We start from the raw sequence: 13,366 nt of genomic DNA, 5'->3' as shown, positions 1-13,366 counted from the left end.
AGGCAGACACATGAAGGTTCACCTCGGCACCGACCACGCCGGATTCGAATTCAAGGAGGTCCTCAGAGCTCACCTTGAGACGGCCGGCCACGAAGTCGTCGACCACGGCGCCCACGAATTCGACGCCCTGGATGACTACCCCGCGTTCTGCATCGCCGCGGCCCAGGCCGTCGTCGATGATCAGGCCGCCGGAGTCGACGCCCTCGGCGTCGTGATCGGCGGATCGGGCAACGGTGAGCAGATGGCCGCGAACCTGGTCAAGGGTGCGCGCACCGCTCTGGCCTGGAACCCGGAGATCGCGAAGCTGGCGCGTCAGCACAACAACGCCCAGATCGTCGCCGTCGGTGCCCGTCAGCACCCCGAAGACGAGGCGATCGCCATCGTCGACGCCTTCCTGGCCGAACCGTTCTCCGGCGATGAGCGCCACGAACGGCGCATCAAGATCATGGGCGACTACGAGGAACAGGGCCAGCAGGCTCTGTGAGGGGGAGAACACTGTGAAGATCCGAGGTGCCGTGCTGCGAGAGATGGACCGGCTCCGGCCGTTCGCTCGGTCGCAGCCGATGTCGGTCGAAGACCTCGAGCTCGACGAACCCGGCCCCGGCGAGGTGCTCATCCGAATGAGGGCCGCTGGGGTCTGCCACTCGGACCTCTCTGTCATCGACGGGAACCGGCCGCGACCCCTGCCGATGCTGCTCGGACACGAAGGTGCGGGTGTTGTGGAGAAGCTCGGAGACGGCGTCGATGATCTCGAGATCGGCCAACAGGTCGTCACGGTGTTCCTGCCCCGGTGCGGGGAATGCGCGAACTGCCGCACCGACGGCAAACTGCCCTGCACCCCCGGCAGTGCGACGAACGGCGCCGGGACGCTGCCGTTCGACGGGCACAAGGTGCGTCTCCACGACGACACCGGCACCGAGGTGCTCCACCACCTCGGTGCCTCCGTGTTCGCCACTCACGCGGTGCTCAACCGCGCATCCGTCGTCCCCGTCGACGACGATGTCCCCGCCTCGATCGCCGCTGTGCTCGGCTGCGCCGTGCTCACCGGCGGGGGAGCGGTCCTCAACGCCGGCCGACCCGGACCGGACGACGAAGTGATGATCGTCGGCCTCGGCGGGGTCGGGATGGCCGCACTCATCACTGCCCTGTCGATCGAGACCGCCGGCGTCATCGGCGTCGACGCGAACCCCGAGAAGCTCGTGCGGGCAAAGGAGCTCGGAGCCGCCGAGGTCTTCACTCCCGAGCAGCTTGGCGACCGGAAGGCCCCGGTCGTCATCGAATGCGTGGGACATGCTCGCGCATTCGAGACAGCGTTCACGGCCACCGCCGTCGGCGGGACGACGGTGACCGTGGGACTGCCCGCTCCGGACGCGTGGTCCCACATCACCCCGGTGACCCTGACCGCCGAGGCCCGGACCGTCGTCGGCTCTTATCTCGGCTCGGCGGTGCCCAGCCGAGACATTCCGGTCTATGCCCAGCTGTGGCGGGAGGGCAAGCTGCCCGTCGAAGAGCTCATCTCGGACACGATCAGGCTGCGCGATCTCAACTCGGCCTTCGATGCGCTCTCCGACGGAACGGTCATACGGCAGGTCATCGACTTCGAGGAATAGCCGCAGCTCGGGCGTCGGCCCGGCCTGCGGCGGATTGAAGAAGCCGCCCGGACCAACTGGCCCGGGCGGCTGGAGTCTGTCGGGATGACAGGATTTGAACCTGCGACCCTCTGTTCCCAAAACAGATGCGCTACCAAGCTGCGCCACATCCCGCGACGGCTCCTATCTAACCACAGCCGGGTCGCGACTTGCACCTTGCGAATCGAGCAAACCCGCCGATGCGACACACTTCACACCGCGATCCGCAGGGTGACGCAGGTCACCGAATGTCGATTTGGCGGTCGAGGAAGTTCTCGACTATAGTCGAACTCGCAACACGGGGATGTAGCTCAATGGTAGAGCCTCAGTCTTCCAAACTGATGGTGCGGGTTCGATTCCCGTCATCCCCTCCACAGGCCGGTCTGATCACCTGATCAGGCCGGTTTTCTCGTATGCGGACGGGTATGATCCTCCTCATGACCACCGAAGGGCCACCCTGCCGCGGCAGACGCCCGCGAGCCGCGGCTGCCTCTGCGCGGCCCAGCCGGAGAGCACTGCTGACCGGCGCCGCCGCCGGGTTCGGTGCGATCGGTCTCGGCGCGGCGATCGCTTCAGCCCTCGCCGAGGCAGGACGACCCGACCCGGTCCGCTCGGTCACGGCCGCCTACACTCGCTCCGGAGTGAGAGAGGCTCTCGACGGGGAATCCGCACGGGACCTGCCCGCCGGGTCGCGAGTCATGCCGAACCTCGCCGATCCCGGCCCCGCGCGGAGGCAGCAGGAATTCCTCGACCAGTGCGAACCGTGGCTGGGAACGCTGCCCGCGCACCGTCGAGAACTCGGGGTTGCGGCTCTGCTCGACCTGTGGGTGCTCAGCGACGAGCTGCCGGCCGCGGTCGCCGGATGGGTCGGCGCCTGGCGCTACATCTGGCCACGGGACGCGGCCTTCGTGTCCGTGGCCCTGGCCCGAGTCGGCATGCAGGAGATGGCCTGGAGGCATCTTCGGCACCTGCAGGCCGTGCAGGCAGTCGACGGTTCGTTCGCGGCCCGGGTCGACCCGGGAACGGGAATGGCGCCGGATGATCGCGAATCGCAGTTCGACTCGCTCGGCCTGGTCCTCTGGGCCATCTCCGAAGTGACTGCCGACTCCGGGACGGCGGCCGCGCCGTTCGTCCTCGGCGAACTCGATGATCTGCTGCGACGGACCAGCCGACGTCTCTTCGACCTCACCGCCCACGGTCGCAGCCTGCCCCCGGTCGGCCCGGACTATTGGGAGGTCGGAGAGTCACAGGTCACTCTCGGCCTGGCCGGACCGACCCTGGTCGGGATGAACTCCCTTGCTGTGCTGACGAAGGCGGATGGGCAGCTGTGGAGCCGCCTCGGTGGGGGAGCGGAAACGGTCCGGCGTGCCGTCGAGGATTATCGTGACACCTTCGCCCGGACCTTCGGTGCCAACGGGATGCAGCGCTACCCGACCTCGGGCGGGAGCGATTCGTCCATCGCCTACCTGCCCGCTGCCGGACTCGTGCCGGATGCGACGGAGGGGATCTATGCGCTCGAGTCCGACATCCTCGCCGGAGTCTGGGACCGGCTCGAACAGCCGGCTGGTGGCATCAAGCCCGGGCACGGGTGGATCATCGACCGCTCGAGCTGGACTCCGTCGACCTCGCTCATGGGCCTCGGCTTCGCGCGCCTCGGGCGGCGCGAGAAGGCCGAGTCGATCCTCGACTGGCTCTCGCGCCACCGCACCGGAGCGGGATCGCTGCCGGAGAAGATCAGCGACGACGGAACCCCGGCCTCGGTGGCCCCGCTGTCATGGACAGCGGCGAACGTCATCATCACCCTCGACGAGCTCTACGGGCACCGAGGTGGAGCCGATTCGTGAAATCACCCCGGTTTCGCGTAACGGGCGGGGTTTCGCGTAACATAGGTGATTGCGTCTTGCGGACGTGCGCGAACTATTCGTGGACTTTCGCTCCCTCTAAGGTCACGAGATGACCGATCAGGCTGTGAGATGGCCGTTTGCGGTCACGAACCCGGATGATCAGGTCGGAGATGACCGAAAATGCATGACTGTCGAATCTGAAAGGTCACACTGTGAAGAGCTCCGTCGAGCAACTCGACCCCACCCGGGTCAAGATCAGCGTGGAAGTCCCATACGCCGAACTCAAGCCGAGCGTCGACGAGGCATACAAGACCATCGGTGCCCAGGTCACCGTCCCCGGTTTCCGTAAGGGCAAGGTCCCCGCGCGCATCATCGACCAGCGCATCGGCCGTCCTGCTGTGATCCAGGAAGCCATCAACAACGGTCTGGATGATTTCTACCGCAACGCGGTCGAAGAGCACGAACTCAAGCCGATGGGCCAGCCCGAGGTCGAGATCTCCGAGGTTCCCGGTCTCGACGGAACCGAAGACGGCGATCTGGGCTTCACCGTCGAGGTCGACGTGCGTCCCGCGGTCGAACTGCCTGCCTACGACACGATCAACATCGAGGTCGACCCGATCGAGGTCAGCGACGCCGATGTGGACGCCGAGCTCGAGCAGCTGCGCACCCGCTTCGGAACCCTCGTCTCCGTCGACCGCCCCGCGGCCGAGGACGACTTCGTCACCCTCGACCTCGTCGCCACCATCGACGATGAGGAGATCGACACCGCGTCCGACATCTCCTATCAGGTCGGCGCCGGAACGATGCTCGAAGGCATGGACGAAGCCCTCGACGGACTCTCCGCCGGTGAGACCACCACCTTCGAGACCACCTTCGCAGGCGGAGACCACGCCGGCGAACAGGGCACGGTGAAGATCACCCTGAGTGCTGTCAAGGAACGCGAACTGCCCGAGGCAGACGACGACTTCGCCCAGCTGGCCAGCGAGTTCGACACGATCGACGAACTGCGTGAGGACCTGCGCGTCCAGGCCGCCAAGTCCAAGGAGACCGAGCAGGGCGTCCAGGCGCGCGACAAGGTCCTCGAGCACCTCATCGAGACTCTCGACGTCCCGGTCCCGGCCAAGGTCGTCACCGACGAGGTCGAGCGTCACCTCGAAGCCGAGAGCCGTTCGGACGATGACGAGCACCGCAAGGAGGTCACCGAGGAGACCGAGCGCAACCTGCGCACCCAGTTCATCCTCGATGCCGTCTCCGAAGCCGAGAACGTCGAGGTCAGCCAGCCCGAGCTCATCGAGTACCTGATCTCCGCTTCGCAGCAGTACGGAATGAACCCCAACGAGTTCGCCCAGATGCTCGACAGCTCCGGCCAGGTCAACGCCCTGGTCGGCGAGGTCTCGCGTCGCAAGGCTCTGGCCGCCGTCCTCGCCGGTGCCACGGTCAAGGACACCGCAGGAAACGTCGTCGACATGGAGGCCTTCACCTCCGCCGGTGACGACGAGGCCGCGGATGCCGAAGGTGACGAGCAGACGGCGGAAGCCGCAGACGAAGCGCCCGCAGAGGCTGCCGAACAGAACTGAGGGAGCGCCGCCTCGGCGGTGGAATCCTGATGAGACGGTGGGTACGGATCACGATCCGTACCCACCGTCTCTGCATATCCGCAGGTCCCGATCACGCTGAGGGCGAACACAGGCCTCGCCGCGGACTAAAACCCGGGGGAGAGCGGTTAGAGTCCATAACAAGCCATCCACAGAACACAGGAGTGAAACGTGAGCGCATACGACACGACAGCTCCCGTCGGCCTCGACGCCGGTGGGGGAATGGGTCTCGACGACCACATCTTCAATCGTCTTCTCAAGGAGCGCATCATCTGGCTCGGTTCGGAGGTGCGTGACGACAACGCCAACGCCATCTGCGCGCAGATGATGCTGCTGGCGGCCGAGGATCCCGACGCGGACATCTCGCTCTACATCAACTCGCCCGGCGGATCCGTCACCGCCGGAATGGCCATCTACGACACCATGCAGTACATCAAGCCCGATGTCTCGACCGTGGCCATGGGCATGGCCGCCTCGATGGGACAGTTCCTGCTGTCATCGGGCACCCCCGGCAAGCGCTATGCCACCCCGCACGCCCGCATCCTCATGCACCAGCCGCTGGGTGGGATCGGCGGCACGGCCACGGACATCAAGATCCAGGCCGAGCTGATCCTGCACATGAAGAAGCAGATGGCGGAACTGACCGCTCAGCAGACCGGCAAGTCGCTCGAGCAGATCCTCAAGGACAACGACCGTGACCACTGGTTCACCGCTGAAGAAGCGCTCGAATACGGCTTCATCGACAAGATGGTCATCCGCGCGTCCGACGTCAACGACAACTGAGTGGGAGTCAAGGAATGAACTCGATGAACTTCAATGCCGGCTCGACCGCCGGATACATGCCCGAGGCGCGTTACGTCATGCCGCAGTTCGAAGAGCGGACGCCGTACGGCTTCAAACGCCAGGATCCCTACACCAAGCTGTTCGACGACCGCGTGGTGTTCCTCGGCGCGCAGGTCGATGACACGAGCGCCGACGATGTCATGGCTCAGCTGCTGGTCCTCGAATCGCAGGATCCCGACCGCGACATCACCCTCTACATCAACTCGCCCGGTGGTTCATTCACCGCGATGACGGCCATCTACGACACGATGCAGTACGTCAAGCCGGAGATCCAGACCGTCTGCCTCGGTCAGGCCGCCTCGGCTGCCGCCGTGCTGCTGGCCGCCGGAACCCCCGGCAAGCGTCTGGCGCTGCCGAACGCGCGCGTGCTCATCCACCAGCCGGCGATGCAGGGCCAGGGTCAGGGACAGGCCTCTGACCTCGAAATCCAGGCCGCTGAGGTGCTGCGGATGCGCGAATGGCTCGAGGGCACTCTGGCCAAGCACTCGAACAAGGAGGCCTCGCAGATCTCGAACGACATCGAACGCGACCTCTTCCTCACGGCCGAGCAGGCCAAGGACTACGGTCTCGTCGACCAGGTGCTCACCTCGCGCAAGAACGCGAACTGATCACCTGTCGGAGGACCGGGGAACGCTGGGTACGGGTTCGTGTGATTGCGATCGCGCGGACCCGTTCTCGGTTCCTTCCTCCGACACACCGAGGCTTGGCTGGGGCTCGTGTCAGCCACGTATGGGAAGCTATTGAGGTACAGGAAACACGAGCGGTAGAGTTGGGGCCAAGCGTCCTGGCGAAAGGTTGTGACAGTGGCTCGCAGTGCGGACGGAGCAGACCTGCTCAAATGCAACTTCTGTGGGAAGTCTCAGAAGCAGGTTCGGAAACTCATCGCCGGACCTGGTGTTTACATCTGCGATGAATGCATCGGACTGTGCAATGAGATCATCGAAGAAGAACTCAGCGAATCCAGCCCGGAGCAGGCCGAACTCGAGCTGCCCAAACCGCGTGAGATCTTCGACTTCCTCCAGGAATACGTCGTCGGTCAGGAACCGGCGAAGAAGGCACTGTCGGTAGCCGTCTACAACCATTACAAGCGCATCCGGTCCCTGCAGTCGGGCGACGAGAAGACGCTGGGCAGCGACGATTCCGATGTCGAGATCGCGAAGTCGAACATTCTGCTCGTCGGGCCCACCGGCTCGGGAAAGACGTACCTGGCTCAATCTCTGGCCAAGCGGCTCAACGTCCCCTTCGCCGTCGCCGATGCCACCGCGCTGACAGAAGCCGGCTACGTCGGTGAAGACGTCGAGAACATCCTGCTCAAGCTCATCCAGGCCGCGGACTTCGACATCCAGCGCGCCGAGCACGGAATCATCTACATCGACGAGATCGATAAGATCGCCCGCAAATCGGAGAACCCGTCGATCACCCGTGATGTCTCCGGTGAGGGCGTCCAGCAGGCACTGCTGAAGATCCTCGAAGGCACTCAGGCCTCGGTTCCTCCGCAGGGCGGACGCAAGCACCCGCACCAGGACTTCCTGCAGATTGATACGACCAATGTGCTCTTCATCGTCGCCGGCGCGTTCGCCGGGATGGAAGAGATCGTCGCTGGTCGCAAGGGCAAGCACGGCATCGGCTTCGGCGCCCTGCTGCAGTCGAAGAACGACGAAGAGGACCTGTACGCGGACATCCTGCCGGAAGATCTGCTCAAGTTCGGTCTCATCCCCGAATTCATCGGCCGTCTGCCGGTGCTGGCCACCGTATCGAACCTCGACCGGGCAGCGCTCATGTCGATCCTCACCGAACCGAAGAACGCACTGGTCAGGCAGTACCAGCGGATGTTCGAGTTCGACAGCGTCTCCCTGACGTTCGAGACCGAGGCGCTCGAAGCCATCGCCGATCTCGCTCTTCTGCGCGGCACGGGTGCACGCGGCCTGCGGTCGATCATGGAAGAGGTCCTGCAGCCGGTCATGTTCGATGTGCCCTCACGTGAGGACATCGCCGAGGTGGTCGTGACCAAGGACGTCGTCGAATCCAATGTCGCCCCGACCCTCGTGCCGAAGTCACGGAACAGGACGAACAAGAAATCTGCCTGAGTCTCGTAACGCATGAGACTCCTGGCTGACACACGCCCGCTGCGCTACGCGTCATTCCGGCGGCTGTGGGTGGCCAATATCGTCACCGTCATCGGTGCACAGATGACGGTCGTGGCGATTCCCGCGCAGATCTTCCATATCACCGGGTCCTCCGGCTATGTCGGCCTCGCCGGTGGGTTCGGTCTGGTTCCGCTCATCGTCTTCGGGCTGTGGGGCGGGTCGCTGGCCGATGTCATCGATCGGCGCAGGCTGCTCGTGATCTCGACCGCCGGTCTGATCGTCACCAGTGCGATGCTTGCGCTCCTTGCGGTGCTGAGCATCGACAATGTCTGGCTGCTGCTGTCGGTGTTCTCCATGCAGCAGGCGTTCTTCGGTCTCAATCAGCCTGCGAAGGGCGCCTTGATACCGTCGATCGTTCCGCTCGAACTGCTGCCTGCAGCGAATTCGCTGAATATGACCGTGATGACATTGGGCGCCGTCGTCGGGCCCGTCCTCGGCGGGGCTCTGATCCCGCTGTTCGGGTACCAGATGCTCTACGTCATCGACGCCGTGTTCCTGTTCGCCACGCTCTACGCAGTGATTCGGCTGCCTTCGCTGCTTCCGCAGAAACAGCCCGACACGAGATCGGGATTCAAAGGCATCGTCGACGGATTCCGCTATCTGAGGACGAACACCGTCGTCCTGGTCTCGCTGCTTGTCGACATCATTGCGATGGTCTTCGGAATGCCGCGGGCACTCTTCCCGCAGATCGCCGCCGAGACCTTCGACGGCCCGCCCGAGGGCGGCATCGTCTTCTCACTGCTCTTTGCCGCACTGGCCGGCGGCAGCGCCCTCGCGGGAATCTTCTCCGGTTGGGTCTCACGAGTGCAGCGCCAAGGTCTCGCTGTCATCGTCGCAATCGCTGTCTGGGGTGCGGCCATGACGGTCTTCGGCCTGTCTCTCGAACTCGCGACCGGCTTCTGGCTGACCGCACTTGTCATCGCCTTGAGCGCGTTGGCTCTCGGTGGCGGAGCCGATATCGTCTCCGGAGCGTTTCGGCAGACGATGCTCCAAGAGGCGGCCACCGATGCGATGCGCGGTCGGATGCAGGGCGTGTTCATCGTCGTCGTGGCCGGCGGACCTCGTATCGCGGACGTTCTCCACGGCTCCGTCGCGGCCGTCACTGACACCACGGTCGCCTCGGCGGGTGGCGGGATCGCGGTCGTCGTCCTCGTACTCGCCTGTGCCGCGATCTTTCCGACTTTCCGTAAGTACCGAGTCGAGCGCGGCGGCCGCGAGCATACCGTCCCCACAGCCTGAACCGCCGGCAAGACCCGAGACTCGACCTTGCTGGTGACGAAGCATCACGTGCCGCTGCTCACCGTCTGAATGAGCATCACTCCCGACTGGTTGAGCATCACTCATCGATGCGCTTTTGTCGCCCTGCTGGTGGCATAGCCTCCCGGTACCTGGGCATCACTCACCGGTTCTCCCAAAACACCTCGTTGCAGCAGGGCAGTGTGCCAGGGCAGGTGCGGGATGCACCGTCGACGCCGGTGGGCCAGAGACGACGGCGCCTCCGGCTCGCCGTCACATCAGCAGGGCGGGGCGTGTCAGAGGAGTGCTGTCAGCTCGTGGCGGCCGAGTAGACGGCGTTCTCCGCAGGTTGGACGACGACGAAGCCGGGGCCGTGGAAGGCCAGCTGCACGGACTCGCCGGAACCGCGGCCGAAGAACGTGCCGACGCTGACATCGGTCTTGATCTGCGGGGCCAGTGCAGAGGACCAGCACACGGCGGCCTGCGGGTCGACGAAGGTCGGCTGCTGCGAGCAGTCGAGGAGCATGGGCTCGCCCTTGCAGCAGATGGCCGCAGTCCCCTGTCCGGCAAGCTCGAGGTTGAACAGTCCCGAGCCGCTGACCATCGCACCGACACCGCCCTTGATGCGTCTGATCTCCCAGTTGAGAGCATCGTCGAAGGCGAGCAGATTCGCGGTGTTGACGGTCAGCGCGTCCTGTGGTCCCTCGAGAGCCATCATGAAGATGTTCGAGGCCTCCCGGGCGAAGAAGACCTCTCCGTGTCCCTCGACGCGCATGACATTGCCGCCCTCGCCGGTGGCGGCCTTCTTCATGAACTGACCGACCGACTTCGAACCCTGGTGGGTGAAGTGGACATCTCCCTGGTAGGCGACCATGGCGCCCTTGGTGGCGATCATCGGAGCGTTCGGCGTGACCACCGAACGCAGCATCTTGTTCGACTGGAGGGTCCACCGCTCCTGGTTCTGGATCTCGGCATTGCGCTTGGAAAAGAGTTCGCTTCTCACGGTCCCGGGGGCCTTTCGATCAGGAAAGACATCAGTGCTTCTTCGTTTGTCGACAACCATATTACGGGGGAGAGACCGCGAAAGCCGGACAATTCGTGTGTCCGTTCCGGAACATGCGAAGAGCCCCACTGCTGCCCTTCCTCCGACCATGCGAAGAAAGGGGAGCCGTGGGGCTCATCCGGGACCATCCCGGTCTCAGACTCTCCCGGAGATCCCGTTCGTTGTCAGTTCAGCCCTGTCGTTGTCAGTTCAGCTCTGTTCGACGAAGCTGATCTCGGCGATGGTGATCTCCTCACCGGCTTCCTCTGTCACCAGGGAATCGATGCGACCTGCGGCCTTGAGGTCTCCCTCGGCGGCCTTGATCGCCGAGACGACCGAAGCCGGGGCCTGAATGGTCACCGAGGCGACCTCCGTCTTCTGCGAGACCTTGGCCTCGGTCTTCGTGCGGCGGATCTCGGTCAGCGCCGCAGCCACCGACGCCAGCAGTTCGGGAGCGACGGACGAGCCCGGGTGGCTCAGCGCCTCATCGGCCGGCCACGCGGCACGGTGGACCGAACCTCTGCGCCACCATGACCAGACCTCTTCGGTGACGAACGGTGTGAACGGTGCGAAGAGACGAAGCAGGACGTCGAGGGCCGTGGCCAGGGTGACGTGCGCGGACATTTGGTCCTCGGTGCCCGAAGCGCCATAGGAGCGATCCTTGACGAGCTCGACGTAATCGTCGGTGAACTCCCAGAAGAAGCTCTCGGAGACACGCAGAGCATGAGCGTAGTCGTAGGCGGCCATATGTGTTCCGGCCTGTTCGACGACGTCGGCCAGCTTCGCCAGCAGCGCTCGGTCGAGATCGTGTGTGACGGCGCCGAGCTGACCGATGAGCCCGGCGTGCACGCCCTGAGCCAGAGCGAACTTCGAGGCATTGAGCAGCTTCATGGCCAGGCGGCGGCCGATCTGCATCTGTGTGACGTCATAGGCGGTGTCGGCACCGAGCTTCGCACTGGCAGCCCAGTAGCGGACCGCGTCGGGGCCGTATCCCGGCTTCGCCTCGCTGAGGATGTCCGAAGGCACCACGACGTTGCCCTTCGACTTCGACATCTTCTTCCGGTCCGGATCGAGGATCCAGCCCGAGAGGCCGGCATGCTTCCACGGTGCCGCGTCATTGAGCGAGTTCGCTCGGACGACGGTGGAGAACAGCCAGGTGCGGATGATGTCGTGTCCCTGCGGGCGCAGGTCGAACGGGAAGACCTTTGAGAAGAACTCCTGATCCCGCGACCAGCCCCCGAGCAGCTGCGGAGTCAGCGACGACGTCGCCCAGGTGTCGAGCACGTCCGGGTCGGCGGTGAACCCTCCGGGCATATCGCGCTGGTCCTCGGTGAAGCCGGCAGGAGCCTCGGCGATGGGATCGCAGGGAAGCGATTCGGGAACGATCGGATTCTCGTAATCGGGCTGACCGTCGGCGTCGAGGCGGTACCACAGCGGAATGGGGACACCGAAGAAACGCTGCCGGGAGACCAGCCAGTCGCCGTGCAGGTTCTCCACCCAGTTCTCATAGCGGGAGCGCATGTATGACGGATGCCATTCGATCTCTCGGCCGCGCGCGATGAGCGCATCCCGCAGCTCGGCCGAACGACCGCCGTTGCGGATGTACCACTGGCGGCTGGTGACGACCTCCAGCGGCTTGTCGCCCTTCTCGTAGAACGGGACGGGGTGGGTGATCGGCTCGACCTCACCGATGAGGTCACCGGAATCGATGAGCATCTGCGCAATGTCCTTGCGGGCAGAGAACGTGGTCTTTCCGGCCAGCGCCTCGTAGTTGGCTTTCGCCTCGGACTTCGGCGAGTCGGCGATCCACTCCGGCACTTCGAGGTTGAGGCGGCCGCCGCGGTTGATCACCGCCCGGGTCGGCAGATCGAGTTCTCGCCACCAGGTCACATCGGTGAGGTCGCCGAAGGTGCAGACCATGGCGATGCCCGTGCCCTTGTCTGATTTCGCAAGCTCATGCGCTCGGATCTCGACGCTGACGCCGAAGAGAGGCGAGACGACGTTCGTCCCGAACCGGGAGGCATAGCGTTCATCGTCGGGGTGCGCGACGAGCGCCACGACGGCGGGAATGAGCTCCGGGCGGGAGGTGAGGATGATGATCGGCTCCGCCGAAGTGTCGGCCAGGCCGTCAGTGCCCTCGGGGAAGAACTTCACCTTGTGATAGGCGCCTTCGCGCTCTCGGTCCTCGAGTTCGGCCTGAGCCACTGCGGTGCCGAAGGTCACGTCCCACATGGTCGGGGCGTCCTGGGAGTAGGCGTGGCCGTTTTCGAGATCGGTGAGGAAGGCCCGCTGGCTCACGGCCCGCGAATCATCATCGATCGTGCGGTACGTGTACTTCCAATCCACGGACAGACCGGTGGAGCGGAAGAGATCCTCGAACACCTTCTCGTCCTCCGCAGAGAGCTTCTCGCACAGTTCGATGAAGTTCTGGCGGGAGACCTTGACGAAGTCGCGCGAATTCTTCGGAGCCTTCTCCGGCGGCACGAAGTCCGGATCGTAGTGCCTGCTGGGGTCGCAGGTGACCCCGTAGTAGTTCTGTACCCGGCGTTCGGTCGGCAGTCCGTTGTCGTCCCAGCCGAGCGGGTAGAACACGTTCTTGCCGCTCATCCGCTGGTAGCGGGCGATGATGTCGGTCTGCGTATACGAGAACACGTGCCCGACGTGCAGCGACCCCGAGGCGGTCGGCGGGGGAGTGTCGATCGAGTAGACCTGCTCACGATCGGTGTCGACGTCGAAGGCGTAGACGTTCTGCTCGCTCCACGCGGCGTCCCATTTGTCCCGCAGGCCTTCGAGGGCCGGCTTCTCAGGCAGGTTCACTGACTCGTGCGTCGAGTCCGAAAAGGCAGGTGTGTTCATAGTTGCTGATTTTCTCACCCGGTTCGCGATCGGCCAAACCGGTTCGCACCCGCGACCGCGCGAAACCTCGCCGGACAGTGAAAGGAGCACTCGTGCCTCGGTTCGCCTCGGTCGACGAGGTGGGCCGTGTCACACTCTGAAGACGTGGTGAGACGTTTTCGCCGCAGGCAATGAG

General features: G+C 64.6%; 10 protein-coding genes and 2 tRNA genes. 9 read left to right on the top strand and 3 right to left on the bottom strand.

What is annotated here, in order from left to right; genetic code table 11:
* Nucleotides 1-10: 10 nt before the first annotated feature.
* Both FHG09_RS05495 and FHG09_RS05490 read left to right on the top strand, forming a co-directional pair.
* The gene (locus tag FHG09_RS05495) at nt 11-484 is read left to right on the top strand and encodes a ribose-5-phosphate isomerase (protein ID WP_152346671.1); all 474 of its coding nucleotides are present in this window, start codon (nt 11-13) and stop codon (nt 482-484) included.
* Nucleotides 485-497: 13 nt separating this feature from the next.
* On the top strand, nt 498-1,610 hold the full coding sequence (locus FHG09_RS05490; protein ID WP_152346670.1) for an alcohol dehydrogenase catalytic domain-containing protein: 1,113 nt from the start codon (nt 498-500) through the stop codon (nt 1,608-1,610).
* Between the two features lie 79 nt (nt 1,611-1,689).
* Here the strand turns inward: FHG09_RS05490 and FHG09_RS05485 are convergent.
* Nucleotides 1,690-1,763: transfer RNA gene (locus FHG09_RS05485), tRNA-Pro, on the bottom strand.
* A 165-nt stretch (nt 1,764-1,928) separates the two neighbouring features.
* On the opposite strand from FHG09_RS05485, the gene FHG09_RS05480 reads away from it, so the two are divergent.
* The 7 genes from FHG09_RS05480 (at nt 1,929) to FHG09_RS05450 (ending at nt 9,296) form a co-directional block, all read left to right on the top strand.
* Nucleotides 1,929-2,002, top strand: a tRNA-Gly gene (locus FHG09_RS05480).
* A gap of 63 nt (nt 2,003-2,065) precedes the next feature.
* Nucleotides 2,066-3,472 carry a hypothetical protein gene (locus FHG09_RS05475; RefSeq protein ID WP_152346669.1) on the top strand — a complete coding sequence of 469 codons (1,407 nt, stop codon included), beginning with the start codon at nt 2,066-2,068 and terminating at the stop codon, nt 3,470-3,472.
* Between the two features lie 212 nt (nt 3,473-3,684).
* Nucleotides 3,685-5,049, top strand: a complete 1,365-nt coding sequence (gene tig / locus FHG09_RS05470) for a trigger factor (RefSeq protein ID WP_152346668.1) — start codon at nt 3,685-3,687, stop codon at nt 5,047-5,049.
* Nucleotides 5,050-5,289: 240 nt separating this feature from the next.
* A complete protein-coding gene (locus tag FHG09_RS05465) occupies nt 5,290-5,850 on the top strand; it encodes an ATP-dependent Clp protease proteolytic subunit (RefSeq protein ID WP_152346798.1) in 561 nt (186 codons plus the stop codon).
* A gap of 23 nt (nt 5,851-5,873) precedes the next feature.
* Entirely contained in the window at nt 5,874-6,518 is a 645-nt protein-coding gene (locus FHG09_RS05460; protein ID WP_152346667.1) for an ATP-dependent Clp protease proteolytic subunit, read from the top strand.
* Between the two features lie 195 nt (nt 6,519-6,713).
* Nucleotides 6,714-7,997: an ATP-dependent Clp protease ATP-binding subunit ClpX gene (clpX, locus tag FHG09_RS05455; RefSeq protein WP_152346666.1), complete on the top strand. Its 1,284-nt coding sequence runs from the start codon at nt 6,714-6,716 to the stop codon at nt 7,995-7,997.
* Nucleotides 7,998-8,009: 12 nt separating this feature from the next.
* The gene (locus tag FHG09_RS05450; protein WP_152346665.1) at nt 8,010-9,296 is read left to right on the top strand and encodes an MFS transporter; all 1,287 of its coding nucleotides are present in this window, start codon (nt 8,010-8,012) and stop codon (nt 9,294-9,296) included.
* A 307-nt stretch (nt 9,297-9,603) separates the two neighbouring features.
* Here the strand turns inward: FHG09_RS05450 and FHG09_RS05445 are convergent, their stop codons facing one another.
* Both FHG09_RS05445 and valS read right to left on the bottom strand, forming a co-directional pair.
* Nucleotides 9,604-10,296 (bottom strand): AIM24 family protein, encoded by a 693-nt coding sequence (locus tag FHG09_RS05445; protein ID WP_193627287.1) that lies wholly within the window; start codon nt 10,294-10,296, stop codon nt 9,604-9,606.
* Between the two features lie 249 nt (nt 10,297-10,545).
* Nucleotides 10,546-13,191, bottom strand: coding sequence for a valine--tRNA ligase (valS, locus tag FHG09_RS05440; protein ID WP_152346663.1), 2,646 nt, complete (start codon nt 13,189-13,191; stop codon nt 10,546-10,548).
* Nucleotides 13,192-13,366: the final 175 nt, after the last annotated feature.

The organism is Brevibacterium sp. CFH 10365 (assembly GCF_009299785.1).
Taxonomy (GTDB): Bacteria; Actinomycetota; Actinomycetes; order Actinomycetales; family Brevibacteriaceae; genus Brevibacterium; species Brevibacterium limosum.
The sequence above is the reverse complement of the archived record's forward strand: the minus strand, read 5'-3'. Positions and strand labels throughout refer to the sequence as shown.

Coding starts and splice junctions, on each gene's coding strand:
- FHG09_RS05495 (WP_152346671.1), top strand. CDS start 11: ATGAAGGTTCACCTCGGCACCGACCACGCCGGATTCGAATTCAAGGAG.
- FHG09_RS05475 (WP_152346669.1), top strand. CDS start 2,066: ATGACCACCGAAGGGCCACCCTGCCGCGGCAGACGCCCGCGAGCCGCG.
- FHG09_RS05465 (WP_152346798.1), top strand. CDS start 5,290: ATGGGTCTCGACGACCACATCTTCAATCGTCTTCTCAAGGAGCGCATC.
- FHG09_RS05460 (WP_152346667.1), top strand. CDS start 5,874: ATGAACTTCAATGCCGGCTCGACCGCCGGATACATGCCCGAGGCGCGT.
- FHG09_RS05450 (WP_152346665.1), top strand. CDS start 8,010: ATGAGACTCCTGGCTGACACACGCCCGCTGCGCTACGCGTCATTCCGG.
- valS (WP_152346663.1), bottom strand. CDS start 13,191: ATGAACACACCTGCCTTTTCGGACTCGACGCACGAGTCAGTGAACCTG.